This window comes from Streptomyces sp. NPDC001980 (genome assembly GCF_040296885.1).
Lineage (GTDB): Bacteria > Actinomycetota > Actinomycetes > Streptomycetales > Streptomycetaceae > Streptomyces.
Genome location: NZ_JBEOYD010000044.1, coordinates 68,016 through 82,326 on the forward strand (window position 1 = coordinate 68,016; position 14,311 = coordinate 82,326).

The window sequence follows — 14,311 nt, forward strand, 5'->3', positions numbered from 1 at the left end:
GAACTGTTTCTGGCTGGCGGATCAGGCGGTACGGGCGGCCGTGCGGGACTCGCGGGCCGCCGCGGCCACGTGCTCGGCGGTGAAGCCGAACTCGGCGAACAGGGTCTTGGCGTCGGCGGAGGCGCCGAAGTGCTCCAGGGAGACGATCCGTCCGGCGTCGCCCACGAAGCGGTACCAGGTCAGGCCGATCCCGGCCTCGACGGCGACCCGCGCCTTCACGGCCGGCGGCAGGACGCTCTCGCGGTACTCGCGGGGCTGCTCCTCGAACCACTCCACGGACGGCATCGACACCACCCGGGTGCCGATCCCCTCGGCCTCCAGGAGGTCGCGCGCCTCGACGGCGAGGTGCACCTCGGAACCGGTGGCGATCAGGACCACCTCCGGGGTCTCGGTCGACGACTCGCGCAACACGTAGCCGCCCTTGGCCGCGTCCGGGTTCGGTGCGTACGTCGGCACGCCCTGGCGGGTCAGCGCGAGCCCGTGCGGGGCCGGGCGCGTGGCGTGCCTCTTCAGGATCTCGGCCCAGGCCGCCGCGGTCTCGTTGGCGTCGGCCGGGCGGACCACGTTCAGGCCCGGGATGGCGCGCAGCGCGGCCAGGTGCTCGACCGGCTGGTGGGTCGGGCCGTCCTCGCCGAGGCCGATGGAGTCGTGGGTCCAGACATACGTCACCGGGAGCTGCATGAGCGCCGACATCCGGACGGCGTTGCGCATGTAGTCGGAGAACACCAGGAAGGTGCCGCCGTAGATGCGGGTGTTGCCGTGCAGGGCGATGCCGTTCATCTCGGCGGCCATCGAGAACTCGCGGATGCCGAAGTGGACGGTACGGCCGTACGGGTTCGCCTCGGGCAGCGGGTTGCCCTTCGGCAGGAAGGAGGACGTCTGGTCGATGGTGGTGTTGTTCGAGCCCGCGAGGTCGGCCGAGCCGCCCCACAGCTCGGGCAGCACCGGGCCGAGCGCCTGCAGGACCTTGCCGGAGGCGGCGCGGGTGGCGACGGCCTTGCCCTCCTCGAAGACGGGGATCTCGGCCTCCCACCCCTCGGGGAGCTGGCCGGCCACGACCCGGTCGAAGAGCCGTGCGTGCTCCGCGTGCTGCGTCCGCCACTCGGCGATGCGCTTGTCCCAGGCCGCGTGGGCCTCGGCACCCCGGTCCAGGGCCCGGTGGGTGTGGGCCAGGACGTCGGCGTCGACCTGGAAGCTCTGCTCCGGGTCGAAGCCGAGGACGCGCTTGGTGGCGGCGACCTCGTCGGCGCCGAGGGCGGAGCCGTGGGAGGCCTCGGTGTTCCGGGCGTTCGGGGCCGGCCAGGCGATGATCGTGCGCATCGCGATGATGGACGGCCGCCCGGTCTCGGCCTGGGCCGCCTTCAGCGCCGCGTACAGGGCGTGGACGTCGACGTCACCCTCGGCGGTCGGCTCGATGCGCTGGGTGTGCCAGCCGTAGGCCTCGTACCGCTTGAGCACGTCCTCGGAGAAGGCGGTCGCGGTGTCGCCCTCGATGGAGATGTGGTTGTCGTCGTAGACGAAGACCAGGTTGCCGAGCTTCTGGTGGCCGGCCATCGAGGAGGCCTCGGCGGAGACTCCCTCCTCCAGGTCGCCGTCGGAGACGATCGCCCAGATGGTGTGGTCGAAGGGGGAGGTGCCGTCGGCGGCCTCGGGGTCGAAGAGACCGCGCTCGTAGCGGGCGGCCATGGCCATGCCGACGGCGTTGGCGACGCCCTGGCCGAGCGGCCCGGTGGTGGTCTCGACGCCGGCCGTGTGCCCGTACTCCGGGTGGCCGGGCGTCTTCGACCCGTGCGTCCGGAAGGCCTTCAGATCCTCCAGCTCCAGCTCGTACCCGGCGAGGAACAGCTGGGTGTAGAGGGTCAGGGAGGTGTGCCCGGGGGAGAGGACGAAACGGTCCCGGCCGGTCCACTCCGGGTCGGCCGGGTCGTGGCGCATCACCTTCTGAAAGATCGTGTATGCGGCCGGGGCCAGGCTCATCGCGGTGCCGGGGTGCCCGTTGCCGACCTGCTGTACGGCGTCGGCCGCGAGGAGGCGCGCGGTGTCCACGGCACGCCGGTCGAGGTCGGTCCACTCGAAGCCGTCGTCGAAGCCCACTGGTGTCTGCGTGCTCATCTTCAAGAAGTCCTCGTTCGAAGCGTTCCGGCTGGCCTGACGCGTTCAAAAGTAAAAGTCTGACTTTTGGGAGGGAAGGTCGGGGTGTGTCAGCCTGTGGTGAAAGTGGGACACGGATCTTCGACAGGGACGGCACGAGAAGGACATGGCGGACAGAACGCCCAACGGGGCAGGCGACGGTGATGGGATCAGAACCTTCCCCTTCCCGGTGGATCTGAGCGTCGGCGGCGTCGGCATCCAGGTCGGCCCGATGGGGACCGAACGCCTGTGGCACGCCGACGCCCCGCTGGAGCGCGTCCACCGCATCGACTTCCACGTGGTCATGCTCTTCACCGAGGGCCCGGTCCGCCACATGATCGACTTCGCCGAGTACGAGGCCCGCGCCGGCGACCTGCTCTGGATCCGCCCCGGCCAGGTGCACCGCTTCTCGCGGACCTGCGAGTACCGCGGAACCGTCCTGACCATGCAGCCCGGCTTCCTGCCGCGGGCCACCGTCGAGGCGACCGGCCTCTACCGCTACGACCTGCCGCCCCTGCTCCGCCCCGACGCCCCGCAGCTCGCCGCGCTCCAGGCGTCGCTCGCCAACCTGCAACGCGAGTACGAGGACACCGAAACCCTCCCCCTGAGCCTGCACACCTCGGTTCTACGGCACTCCCTGACGGCGTTTCTCCTGCGGCTCGCCCACCTCGCGGCCAGTTCGGCGGAGGCGGCCCGCCGCCAGGCCGATACGACCTTCACCCTGTTCCGGGACGCGGTGGAGAAGGACTTCGCCGCCAACCACAGCGTCAGCGCCTACGCGGACGCCCTCGGTTACTCCCGCCGCACCCTGGTCCGCGCGGTCCGCGCCGCCACGGGGGAGACCCCCAAGGGCTTCATCGACAAGCGGGTGGTGCTGGAGGCCAAACGCCTCCTCGCGCACACCGACCTCCCGATCGGCCGGGTCGGCGCGGCGATCGGCTTCCCGGACGCGGCGAACTTCTCCAAGTTCTTCCACCTCCACACCGGGCAGACGCCGGTGGCGTTCCGGGCGGAGCTGCGCTGAAGCGGCGGATGCGTATCGCCCGTGACATCTCGGCGGGCCCGTCCCCACCCCGAGGCGAGGGTGGGGGCGGGCGGGTCAGAAGGTGTAGACGCCTGTGTTCAGGAGGGTGGGAGTGGTCCCGGCGACGGGGGAGAGGACGGTGAGTGGGCCGGCGGTGGCGGAGATGTGGCCGGTGCCGTCGCCGGGCCACCAGTGGGCGGCTCCGGAGGAGTCGACGGCCGCGAAGTCGGTGTGGCCGTCGGAGTTCACGTCGCCCGTGAAGAAGCGGCCGTACGCGGCGAAGGAGGTACCGGACGCCAGTTGCTGGGCGGCGGCCAGGCCGCCCTTGCCGTCGCCCGCCCACCACCAGAGGGTGCCACCGGAGTCGACGGCGGCGACATCGGTGTTGCCGTCGTCGTTGAAGTCGCCGGTGGGGACGCCGGAGTAGCCGGAGAAGGACGTGTCGGGCCACAGGTTCTGGCGGGCCCCGAAGGTACGGTCGCCGTTTCCGGGCCACCACCACAGATGGCCGTCGAAGCCGAGGCCGACGATGTCGGTGAGGCCGTCGGCGTTGAAGTCGCCGCCGGAGACCGCCTTGACGGTGCTGAACGAGGTGCCGGACATCAGGACCGCGGGGGCGGACAGGATGCCGTCGCCCTGGCCCAGCCAGAAGTCCAGCTGCCCCTGGTCGTTGATGGCGACGAGATCGCCGATGCCGTCGTTGTTGAAGTCGCCGCGGGCCGGGCTGGAGGAAGCGGACGCCCTGCTGCTCGGTGGCGGGCTGCGTGTCCAGCCGGGGATTCACCTGGCTGGTGATGTCCGTCCGGCCGACTCAGGTCCGGCCGTTGTCATGGCTGTACATGGCGAACGTCTGGATACGGTTCGGCTTGCCGTCCGCGCCGGTGACGCCCCCGTTGGTGAGCAGCCGTACGCTGTGGAGCAGCACCACCTGGCCCACGACCTGGCCCGTCTCCGGGTCCTTGTACGTGGCGTCGACGATCGGTGTGGGCTGGGCGTCGATGGCCGGCACGCCCAGGTTGGCGGGGTCGCCGGAGAGACTGCGGGCGATGAACTGCGGTGCGCTCCAGGTGGCGCCGTCGTCCGTCGACGCCCGGCTCACGATGTCCATCTCCTTGGTGTCCTCGCACGCGCTGCCCGTCCGGGCTTCGGCGAAGGCACGCAGCGTCCCGATGCCGGTGCGGACCACCGAGGGGACCCGGAAGCATGCGTAGGTCCGGCCGCTGATGGTCGTGTTCGAGGTGAACAAGGTTGACTGGCTCGGAAGTTGGGGTGGCTGGGCCGTGATGACGGGCGCTGCTGCCGCGGGTGCCGGGGAGACCAGTGCGGCGCCGGCGATCAGCGGCAGGAGCAGAGCCCTGACGACGGCGGAGAGATTCATGTGAGGAAGGTATGACGATGGTGCGTTACGGCACCGTGAATTGTCGTCGGCCCGGTCCTTGACGCGGACCGGGCCGACGGCGAGGCGGGATGACGGGGCATTCAGGGCCCCGCACCAGGCGTCTAGTGACCGAAGTCGAACCAGTTCACGTTCACGAAGTCCGCCGACTGGCCGCTGCTGAAGGTCAGATAGACGTCGTGGGTGCCCGTCACCGAGCTGATGTTGGCCGGGACCGTCGTCCAGGTCTGCCAGCCGCCCGTGTTGGCGACGGAGAAGCTGCCGACGGGGGAGTTGGAGGGGCTGTCGAGCCGCACCTGGACCTGGCCGCTCACCCCGGAGGCCGCGCCGCTCGCCACCCTCGCGTAGAACTGGGTGGCTGCCGTGGAGCCGAAGTTGACGCCCTTGTAGAGCGCCCAGTCGCCGTTGGCGACGTACCCGATGTCCTGGCCGCCGCCGGTGTCGGTGGTGGTCTCGGCGGTGACGCCGGACTGGCTGTCGTAGGACTCGGCCTGGATGGCGCTGTACGCGTCACGGTTGCCGGTGGGCGGGGTGGTGGTACCGCTCCCACTGGCCTGCAGGACCTGGACGTAGTCGACGACCATCGGGTGGCCGGACTCGGTGGCGCTGGTCGGACCGCCGCCGAACGCGGCCGGGAAGCCGCCGCCCATCGCCACGTTCAGGATGACGAAGAAGCCGTGGTTGGTGGCGTTCGCCCAGGTGGTGGCGTCGACCTGACTGGACGTCACCGTCTGGTAGTTGACGCCGTCGACGTAGAAGCGGATCGCCTCGGGGCTCACCGAGCGGTCCCACTCCATCGTGTAGGTGTGGAAGCCGGACTGGCAGGTGGTGTTGGGGCAGGCGGTCGAATTGCCCAGGCCCGTCGTCTCGTTGCAGGGACCGCCCGGGTTGGTACCGCAGTGCATGGTCGCCCAGACCTTGTCCAGGCCCTGCACGTTCTCCATGATGTCCAGCTCGCCGACGCTCGGCCAGTTCTGGTAGTTGCCCCGGTAGGGCGCGCCCAGCATCCAGAACGCAGGCCAGTAGCCGAGGGCGGCGTTCCCGGTGACGTTCGGCATCTGGATGCGGGCCTCGACCCGCAGCTTGCCGCCGGCCGGGGGCTGGAAGTCGGTGCGGGTGGTCTCGATCCGGCCCGACGTCCAGTTGCCGGCCGAGTCCCGCACCGGCGTGATCTTCAGGTTGCCGCTGCCGTCCAGGGCGACGTTGGTGGTGCTGGAGGTCATCGTCTCGACCTCGCCGGTGCCCCAGTTGGCGGCACCTCCCGGGTACGAAGTCCCGGTGTCGTACTGCCAGTTCGAGGTGTTGACGCCGGTGCCGGCGGTGCCGTTGAAGTCGTCGAGGAAGACCTGGCTCCAGCCGGACGGGACGGAGGGGGCCGAGGCGTTGGCGGGCAGGGTGGCGGTCGTGGCGGCCGCGACCGCCAGGCCCATGGTGGCGAGCGCGGCGAGGAGGGCACGGCGGAACGAGCGCCGCCGTCTGTGGTCCGCAGGGGGTATACCGGAGGTTTCACTCATGGGGGTGCCTCTCGGGTACGGAGGGGGGTGCGCGGGTGAGCCTTCGAGAGCGCAAGGAGCGGCCGGGACTGGCTGAGAGCGCTCTCAAAGTGGGCCCAATGTGCTCTCCGTGCCTTCCGTCGTCAAGAGTTAAAACAAAGAATCTCCTTGTTTCTCAACGGAGTTCAGGCGGTGAAGTCGGCGAAGCCGTTGAACCCGCCCTCAGGTGAGGGCCAGGCACCCTTCGGTGTCCTCGGTGACCCGGCCGCGGGCCACGACCGTGTCGATCTTCTCCTCCAGGGCCCGCGGACCCGTGTCGAGGTGGCCGCGCAGCAGCCCGGACGCCTCCTCGCGCGGGAGGGCCGGCGCATGGCGCGGACTGTCCGGGACACCTGCGAAGGACGCCACGACGAAACTCGCGAGTTCTTGCACATTCCTCTTGCTGTCGGGAGCCGCCGCAGGTCATGTGCTGGAATCGGAACATGTCTCTGGTCGAGCTTCGCGAACTACTGGAACGGCATGTGCGTCCCGATCTGACCACTGCCATCGACGGCGTCCGGATCTGCAAGGCCGACCACGCCGTGCCGCCGGAGTCCGCGATGTCCGGCATGGTCCTGGCGGTCATCGCTCAGGGCCGCAAGCGCCTGGCACTGGGAGACCGCGTCTACGAGTACGGCGCCGGTCAGTACCTCGTCGCCTCGGTCGACCTCCCGGTGACGGGGCATTTCATCGAGGCCGCCCCGGGCCACCCCACGCTCGGTTTCGGGATGACTCTGGAACCTGCCGCCATCGCGGAGCTGCTGTTGCAGTTCGGGCCGGGAGATCTGCCGAGGTCCCCCGGCACCGTACGTCCGGGAATCGCGGTCAGTGACGCCCCGGACGAGTTGCTCGACGCCGTCGTGCGGCTGCTGCGCCTGCTTGACCGGCCGCGGGACCGGAAGGCACTGGTCCCGCTGGTCAAGCGCGAGATCCTCTGGTGGCTGATGACCGGGGAACAAGGTGATGCCGTGCGTCAGCTCGGCCTGCCCGACAGCAGCCTGAGCCATATCCGACGTGCGGTGCAGTGGATCCGGGAGAACTACACCCAGCCGTTCCGGGTCGAGGAAGTGGCACGGCTTTCGGGGATGAGCGTCTCCGCTTTCCACCGGAACTTCCAGGCGGTAACGGCGATGACCCCGATCCAGTTCCAGAAACACATCCGGCTGCAGGCGGCGAGATTGCTGCTGGCGAACCATCCGAACGACATCACCGGCGTCGGGCACCGCGTCGGATACGACAGTCCGGCCCAGTTCAGCCGGGAATACCGGCGCCAGTTCGGTGCCCCGCCCAGCGTTGATGCGATGCGCCTGCGTGGCGGATCCGGTCCGCATACTGCGGTGCTCCCGTAAGAGCCGCTTGGACGAAGAGGATTGTGCAACCACGCGAGAGGATCTTGCTGGCTCGGCGCCCGCGGCATTGTTTCCATGGAGGTACCAGAACGTTCCATGAATTCCGGGACGTAGCAGGAGGCGGGTAATGAAGGTCGCCGACCACTTACCGCATGCCCTCCGACCACCTCCGAGGAGAGAACCATGAAGTGCCGCACGCCGGGCCGGTCCCGAATCGAGGACGGGGACGCGCCTCTCGACGAGGATCGGCGAACCGGGCTGTGACCGTGGACGACGCCGTCACCCGCGCCCTCGCCATCGGACCGGACTCATCGGCGACCGCGCACACGATCGACATCACGACGCTGGGCGCACGCAGCGGCATCGCGCGGCGCATCGAGATCTGGTTCCACCGCGTCGACGGCCGCTGGTACCTGACCGGCATGCCCGGACCTCGCAACTGGTACGCGAACCTGCGGGCCGATCCGCGGTTCGTCGTGCATCTCAAACACGGGGTCACGGCCGACCTGCCCGCGACCGCGGCACCGGTCGACGAGCCGACACGGCGGCGGGTGATCACCGCGGTCCTCGACCTGCAGAACCGGCCCGAGATGGCGGCACGGGTCAGCCGGCGCCAGAACTTCGACGAATGGTTCGCGGGCAGCCCACTGGTCGAGATCGTCTTCGACGACGAGCAGCTGCGCACAGCGTCCTCGACACCAGCCGGACAGCACGAACCATCAGCGATCAGGGACGCCGGGCGCAGCCAACCATGCTGTGCGGGCTCGGGCCGTGACGTGCGCCCAACCGGGCGCGGCGGCCGCTGATCAGACACCCGTCACCCACTCCGTGGGTCTCGGCGGCGAACAAGTCCAGGAGAGCACCATGCACGAGAACGTGATCGACAAGATCTACATAGACGGTGAGTTCGTCACCCCGCACGGCACGGAACTCGCCGACCTGTTCAATCCCACCACCGGGAAAGTGATCGGCCAGGTCCGGCTCGCCGACGAGGTGGATACCGCGGCGGCCGTCGCGGCGGCGAAGCGTGCGCTGCCGGCCTGGTCCGCGACGTCGAAGGAAGAGCGGCTCGACGCGCTGCGCCGGCTGCAGGCCGCGGTCGCCGCGCGGAGGAACGAAATCGCCGACGCCGTCCTCATGGAGTACGGCGCGCCGGTGCGCAACGCGTGGATGGTCGATTCGGCCCCCGGTGCGATCGCCGACATGATCACGACCTTGGAGGGCTTCGACTTCACACGGCGCATCGGCAAAGCAACGGTGGAAATGGCACCGATCGGCGTCGCCGGCCTGATCACACCGTGGAATTCCGATCCGTTCATCATCTGCGACAAGCTCGCGACCGCTCTGGCGGCCGGCTGCACCGTCGTCATCAAGCCGAGCGAGATGAGCGCGACGCAGACCCAGGTCGTGACCCAGGCACTCCACGAGGCCGGATTGCCCCGGGGTGTCTTCAACATCGTGACGGGGCGCGGCGATGTCGTCGGGTCCGCGATCACCCGTCACCCTGACGTCGCCAAGATCTCCTTCACCGGCTCGACCGCGGTCGGCAAGATCATCTTCCGTGAGGCGGCCGAGACGATGAAGAGCCTGACGCTCGAACTCGGCGGTAAGTCTCCGTCGATCATCCTCGACGACGCCGATCTCGAGGAAGCCGTCACCGGCGCGCTGATGGCCGGGTTCGCCAACAGCGGCCAGGCGTGCGTCGCCGGCACCCGCATCCTCGTCCCGGAGAACCGGCTGGAGGAGGTGCTCGCTGTCGCCACGGCGAAGATGGCCGACTTCCCGGCCGGTGACCCGGGCGACCGGGCGACCGCCATCGGTCCGATGGTGAGCGAACGGCAGTGGGAGCGGGTCCAGGGCTACATCCGTCGTGGTGCCGAGGAAGGCGCCCGGATCGTCGTCGGCGGACCCGGCCGCCCGGAGGGCCTCGCGGACGGATACTTCGTGCGACCGACCCTGTTCGCGGACGTCACCAACGACATGACGATCGCGCGCGAGGAGATCTTCGGGCCGGTGCTGTCGATCATCACCTACCGTGACGAGGACCACGCCGTCGAGATCGCCAACGACACGGACTACGGCCTGCACGCCTACGTGTTCTCGTCAGATGTCACGCGAGCCCGCCGCATCGCGTCGCGGCTCCAGGCGGGCCGGGTGGCGATCAACGGTGGTTACGAGCCGCTGTCCCCGTTCGGGGGATTCAAGCAGTCGGGCATCGGGCGGGAATACGGCACCTACGGTCTTGAGGGCTTCCTCGAACCGCGGTCCGTGATGGTCTGACGGACATGCCCACGGCGGCGCCGGTCGACGGGCCCTGTCCCGGCCGCGGACCACCGAGCCCTGCATGAGCGGGAGTGCGGACACGATGCACACGACTCACCGGGGCCGGGTGGTGCCGATCTCCGCGAGGGCGGCGCAGGTGCGGGTGACCACGGCCTAGGACCGACCGTGGAAACTCGACCGGGCTTGAGGCCAAGGCCGTGCCGCACGCCGAGGGGCCCGTACCGGACAGGCCTCAGACCGCGCTGCCGGCCTTCCAGTCCGCCCAGGACAGGTTCCAGCCGTTGAGGCCGTTGGAGGCCTCGACGGTCTTCTCGCCGGAGTTCTTGACGATCACCACGTCACCGAGCATCGAGCTGTCGTAGAACTTGTAGCCCGCCACCGAGGAGTCGCTCGCGCCCTTGGCGTCGTGCAGGCCGACGCAGCCGTGGCTGGTGTTCTGGCTGCCGAAGACCGACGTCGACGCCCAGTAGTTGCCGTGCACGAAGGTGCCGGAGGTGGTGAGGCGCTGGGCGTGCGGGACGTCGGAGATGTCGTACTCGTCGCCGAGGCCGACCGTGGAGGACTCCATCCGGGTCTGCTTGAACCGCTCGCTGATCACCATGATCCCGGACCAGGTGGTGTGCTGGGCGTTGCCGCCGGAGACCGGGTAGGTGGCGTACGTGGCGCCGTCCCGCTTCACCACCATCTCCTTGGTCGACAGGTCGACGGTGCTGATCTGCTCGCGGCCGATGTGGAAGGTGACGTCCTTCGACTGCACACCGTAGATGCCGTCGGAGCCCTCGACGTCCTTCAGCTTCAGGCTGAGGGTGATCTTGGTGCCGGACGCCCAGTAGGTCTCCGGGCGGAAGTCGAGCCGGGTGTCGCTGAACCAGTGCCCGACGATCTCGACCTCCGGCTCGGCGGTCACGGTGATCGCCTTCTGCACCGCCGCCCGGTCCGCGACCGCGTGCGTGAAGTTGATCGACACCGGCATGCCGACGCCGGACGTGGAGTCCGCCTCGGGCGTGAAGTAGCCGATGAACGTCTCGCCGGGGGCCTTCGTGGTGAAGGTGGCCACCGTCTCGTCGGTCGCGCCCTGCGCCTTCGCCGTCACCGTGTACTTCGTGCCCGAGTACGGGTTCTTCGCCGACGTCCATTTCGTCTTCGCGTCGTTGAAGGACCCCGACAGCGTCGACCCGTCGTTGCCCGCGACGGTCACGGAGGCCAGCGTGCCGTCGGTCACCGTGACCTCGACCGGGGTGGTGAAGTCGGCCTTCTTGGTGCCGGAGACCGGCGTGACCGTGATCGTCGCCTTCTTGGTCGCGGACTTCACGGAGGCCGTGGCACCCTTGCCGCCGGTGGTGGCCGAGGCGTCCGCGGAGGAACTGCATCCGGCCAGCGCCGCCCCCGCGGGCACCGCGCCGAGAGCGGTGAGGATCCCGCGCCGGGACCACGTCCCCGACTGCCGCCCGGACCCGTTCGATATGTGCTGGACGCCCACGACACGCCTTCCTGACTTGTACACCTGTGTCAGGGCATCCTGCGCCGGTTGTATGGGTGGTTCCTTTGAATCACGGGGGTGCTCGCTGAGATTCCAATGAGGAGCGGGAAGGTCACCCCGCGCGGCCGCGGTCAATCCCCGGCGGACCGGGGCGAGTCGGCCGGAACCCGGGTTGTCCCGGTCCGCCGATCGTGAACAGAGTATGAACGCCCGACCGGCGGCCTGAGTTTCCGGTGAGATCACCTGCCCGGCCTGGCTTCCCCACCTACCCGATCGGAATAGTGAAGAAGCAGTAAGCCGACCCCGCCGGAGGTATTCCGTGACCGACGTCCGCAAGCGGCACAACGTGGCCATCGTGGGAGCAGGCGCGGCGGGCACCCTCACCGCCGTCCAGCTCTGCGAGACGGCGCACCGCCGCCGGACTCCGCTCGACCTCGTCCTGATCGACCCGGCCCCGGAGGCGGGCCGCGGCACCGCGTACGCCACCCGCGACCCCCGGCACCGGCTCAACGTGCCCGCCGGCAACATGAGCGCCTACCCGGACGACCCCGGGCACTTCGTCCGCTGGCTCTGCCGGCACGGCGAACCCGCCGTCACCGGCGCCGACTTCGCCACCCGCTACCGCTACGGCGCCTACCTCGCCGACACCCTCGGCCAGGCCGTCGTCCGCGCCCACGGCACGGTCGCCGTACGCCGGCTGCGCACCCTCGCGGAGAGCTGTACCGGCACCCCCGACGGCCGGGTCGAACTCCACCTCGCCGACGGGGGACCCCTGGCGGTGGACAGCGCGGTCCTGGCCACCGGCCCCGCCGGGGCGAGTGCCGGCTGGGCCCCGCCCGTCCTGCGCACCTCACCCCGCTTCATCGGCACCCCGTGGGCGCCGGAAGCCCTGGACCCGGTACGGGACAGCCCCGACGACGTCCTCCTGGTGGGCACCGGCCTGACCGCCGTCGACCTCGCCCTCACCCTCGACCGTCCCGGCCGCACCGTGCACGCGCTCTCTCGCAGCGGGCTGCTGCCCCAGCCGCACGCCCTCGGCCCGGTCGGCGCCATGCCCGCTCCCGACGGTCTCGACGACACCTCGCTCGGTCGGCTCCGGCGCGCGGTCTACCGCCATGTGAGCCGTTCGGTGCGCACCCACGGCGACTGGCGCCCCGGCCTGGACAGCCTCCGCCCGCACACCGCCCGGCTGTGGCGCAGCCTCACCCCCGAGGAGCGCGAGGAGTTCCTGGCCCGTGAGGGCGCCCTGTGGAACACCCACCGCCACCGCATGGCCCCTGCCACCGCCGAACACGTCTCCCGCGCCCGCACCGCGCGGCGGCTGCACGTCCACACCGGCACGGTGGTGCGCGCCACGGACGCCGAAGACGGCTCCCTCGCGGTCGAGTTGTCCAACGGGCAGGTGCTGCACGTCGGTTGGGTGGTCGACTGCACAGGGCCGGGCCGCCGTCCCGACACCCCGCTGTGGCAGGCCCTGTTCACCGCCGGGCTGGCCGTCCCCGGCCCGCTGGGCATGGGCGTGGCCACCCGCGACGGACAGCTCGCCGATGCCCGAGGCCGCCTCGCCGGACCCCTGTTCACGCTCGGTGCCCCGCGCCGGGGCGAGTTGTGGGAGACCACGGCGATCCCCGAGATCCGCGTCCAGGCGGCCGAGCTGGCCCAGCGGCTGCTGCCGCTCCCGGAGCGCCGGCGGGGCGCGCGGCGGCCGGTCGACGGCCAGGGGCTGCCGCTGTCCACCCACGCCGAGGCGGCCGCCGCCTACCGCAGCGGCCTCGACCGGGTCCTCAAGGTGCGCTCCGGCGCAGAGGACGCCTTCGCCCGCGCGGTCGCCCTCGACCCCGGCTTCGCGCTCGGCCACGCGGCCCTCGCCCTGCTCGGCCACGAGTGCGCCGCCGCCGTCGACGTGCCGCGCGCCCTCGCCGACGCCCAGCGCAGCGCCCGTGAACGCGCGGACGAACGCGAGCGGTCCTTCGTGGACGTGGTCACCCGCCGGGTGACCGGTGACGACGGCGACGAGGCGCTCGTACGGCATCTGCGTGAGCACCGGGGAGACGCGCTGGCGCTGGCGGCGGCCGTGCCGACCATCGCGTTCTCCGGGGTCAGCGACCTGCAGGACGACGACGCCCTCAGGCTGCTCGACCTGACCTCGCCCGCGTACGACGGGCACTGGTTCCACACCTCGCTGCTGGCCTTCCTGCGCCAGGAGCAGGGGCGGCTGCACGAGGCGGGCGAGCTGGCCCACCGCGCGCTGGCCGCCGAGCCGGCCTCAGGGCACGCGGTGCACGCCCTGGCGCACGTCCACTACGAGTCGGGGGCGCACGAGGCGGGCCGGGACTGGCTCGACGGGTGGGTGTCCGGGCACGGCCGGGGGGCGGTGCACCGGGCGCACTTCTCCTGGCACATCGCCCTGCACGAACTCGCTCTCGACGACCCGGCCGCCGTCCGCAAACGGTGGTTCGCGCAGCTCGCGCCGGGCCGGGTGGTGAGCGGGGTCCGGGCCCTGGTCGACTCGGGGTCGCTGCTGTGGCGGGCCCGGGTGAGCGACAGCTGGCGGGGCGACCTCCCCGTGGCCGGGGTGCTGGAGGCGGTGGAACGCGACGTACTGGAGCGGCCGCAGACCGCGTTCACCGCCCTGCACGCGGCCGTCGCCCTCACCGCGGCCGGGGATCTGGCCGCGCTGCGCCGGCTGCGCGATCACGCCGCCGGCGCCGACGCGGTGCAGCGCGAGGTGGTCGCCCCGCTGTGCGAGGCGTTCGCCGCGCTCGTCGAGGAGCGCTTCCAGGAGGCGGCCCGGGGGCTCGACGCGCTGCTGCCGGTGCTGCGCCGGGTCGGCGGCAGCGCCGCCCAGCGGGAGGTGGTGGAGGAGACCCTGCTGTACGCCCTGGTGTCGGACGGCCGTTGCGAGGCGGCCCGGCGACTGCTCGACGCCCGCCTCGACCGCACGGGGGCCCCGCGCGACCGGCGGCTGCGTGCGGGGCTGGCCTCCTGAGCGGCCGGGGGCCCGGCCATCCACCGGTTCGCCGACGAGGGCTTCAAGTGCCGGCTGGCGACCGCCAACCTGCTCGGCGAGGAGGGCCGCGGCTACGCCCAGTTCCTCCGCATCCTCGACGAGGGCCG

At 70.9% G+C, this 14,311-nt stretch carries 11 protein-coding genes; 5 read left to right on the top strand and 6 right to left on the bottom strand.

Annotated features, from left to right (window positions below; genetic code table 11):
• Positions 1–21: 21 nt before the first annotated feature.
• Positions 22–2,112: a transketolase gene (gene tkt / locus ABT137_RS42165; protein WP_351717420.1), complete on the bottom strand. Its 2,091-nt coding sequence runs from the start codon at positions 2,110–2,112 to the stop codon at positions 22–24.
• A 145-nt stretch (positions 2,113–2,257) separates the two neighbouring features.
• Between tkt and ABT137_RS42170 the strand changes: the two genes are divergently transcribed.
• On the top strand, positions 2,258–3,154 hold the full coding sequence (locus tag ABT137_RS42170; protein ID WP_351717421.1) for a helix-turn-helix domain-containing protein: 897 nt from the start codon (positions 2,258–2,260) through the stop codon (positions 3,152–3,154).
• A 75-nt stretch (positions 3,155–3,229) separates the two neighbouring features.
• Here the strand turns inward: ABT137_RS42170 and ABT137_RS42175 are convergent, their stop codons facing one another.
• The 4 genes from ABT137_RS42175 to ABT137_RS42190 form a co-directional block, all read right to left on the bottom strand.
• Positions 3,230–3,934: an FG-GAP repeat domain-containing protein gene (locus ABT137_RS42175; protein ID WP_351717444.1), complete on the bottom strand. Its 705-nt coding sequence runs from the start codon at positions 3,932–3,934 to the stop codon at positions 3,230–3,232.
• Positions 3,935–3,965: 31 nt separating this feature from the next.
• On the bottom strand, positions 3,966–4,532 hold the full coding sequence (locus tag ABT137_RS42180) for a sialidase family protein (RefSeq protein ID WP_351717422.1): 567 nt from the start codon (positions 4,530–4,532) through the stop codon (positions 3,966–3,968).
• Between the two features lie 122 nt (positions 4,533–4,654).
• Positions 4,655–6,064, bottom strand: coding sequence for a glycoside hydrolase family 16 protein (locus ABT137_RS42185; protein ID WP_351717424.1), 1,410 nt, complete (start codon positions 6,062–6,064; stop codon positions 4,655–4,657).
• 201 nt (positions 6,065–6,265) lie between these two features.
• Positions 6,266–6,451, bottom strand: a complete 186-nt coding sequence (locus ABT137_RS42190) for a hypothetical protein (protein WP_351717426.1) — start codon at positions 6,449–6,451, stop codon at positions 6,266–6,268.
• 74 nt (positions 6,452–6,525) lie between these two features.
• Here ABT137_RS42190 and ABT137_RS42195 point away from each other — a divergent pair, with 74 nt between their 5' ends.
• The 3 genes from ABT137_RS42195 to ABT137_RS42205 all read left to right on the top strand — a co-directional run bounded on the left by ABT137_RS42195 (position 6,526) and on the right by ABT137_RS42205 (position 9,711).
• Positions 6,526–7,431: an AraC family transcriptional regulator gene (locus ABT137_RS42195; protein ID WP_351717428.1), complete on the top strand. Its 906-nt coding sequence runs from the start codon at positions 6,526–6,528 to the stop codon at positions 7,429–7,431.
• Between the two features lie 260 nt (positions 7,432–7,691).
• On the top strand, positions 7,692–8,237 hold the full coding sequence (locus tag ABT137_RS42200) for a nitroreductase/quinone reductase family protein (protein ID WP_351717430.1): 546 nt from the start codon (positions 7,692–7,694) through the stop codon (positions 8,235–8,237).
• A 58-nt stretch (positions 8,238–8,295) separates the two neighbouring features.
• Positions 8,296–9,711: an aldehyde dehydrogenase family protein gene (locus ABT137_RS42205; RefSeq protein WP_351717432.1), complete on the top strand. Its 1,416-nt coding sequence runs from the start codon at positions 8,296–8,298 to the stop codon at positions 9,709–9,711.
• Between the two features lie 235 nt (positions 9,712–9,946).
• On the opposite strand, the gene ABT137_RS42210 is transcribed toward ABT137_RS42205, so the two are convergent.
• Positions 9,947–11,194 (bottom strand): L,D-transpeptidase, encoded by a 1,248-nt coding sequence (locus ABT137_RS42210; protein ID WP_351717434.1) that lies wholly within the window; start codon positions 11,192–11,194, stop codon positions 9,947–9,949.
• Positions 11,195–11,513: 319 nt separating this feature from the next.
• On the opposite strand from ABT137_RS42210, the gene ABT137_RS42215 reads away from it, so the two are divergent.
• Positions 11,514–14,183, top strand: coding sequence for an FAD/NAD(P)-binding protein (locus ABT137_RS42215; RefSeq protein ID WP_351717436.1), 2,670 nt, complete (start codon positions 11,514–11,516; stop codon positions 14,181–14,183).
• Positions 14,184–14,311: the final 128 nt, after the last annotated feature.

What these genes read in the sequence shown, in the direction of transcription:
- ABT137_RS42205 (WP_351717432.1), top strand. Translation starts at nt 8,296, where the DNA reads ATGCACGAGAACGTGATCGACAAGATCTACATAGACGGTGAGTTCGTC.
- ABT137_RS42195 (WP_351717428.1), top strand. Translation starts at nt 6,526, where the DNA reads ATGTCTCTGGTCGAGCTTCGCGAACTACTGGAACGGCATGTGCGTCCC.
- ABT137_RS42170 (WP_351717421.1), top strand. Translation starts at nt 2,258, where the DNA reads ATGGCGGACAGAACGCCCAACGGGGCAGGCGACGGTGATGGGATCAGA.
- ABT137_RS42180 (WP_351717422.1), bottom strand. Translation starts at nt 4,532, where the DNA reads ATGAATCTCTCCGCCGTCGTCAGGGCTCTGCTCCTGCCGCTGATCGCC.
- tkt (WP_351717420.1), bottom strand. Translation starts at nt 2,112, where the DNA reads ATGAGCACGCAGACACCAGTGGGCTTCGACGACGGCTTCGAGTGGACC.
- ABT137_RS42185 (WP_351717424.1), bottom strand. Translation starts at nt 6,064, where the DNA reads ATGAGTGAAACCTCCGGTATACCCCCTGCGGACCACAGACGGCGGCGC.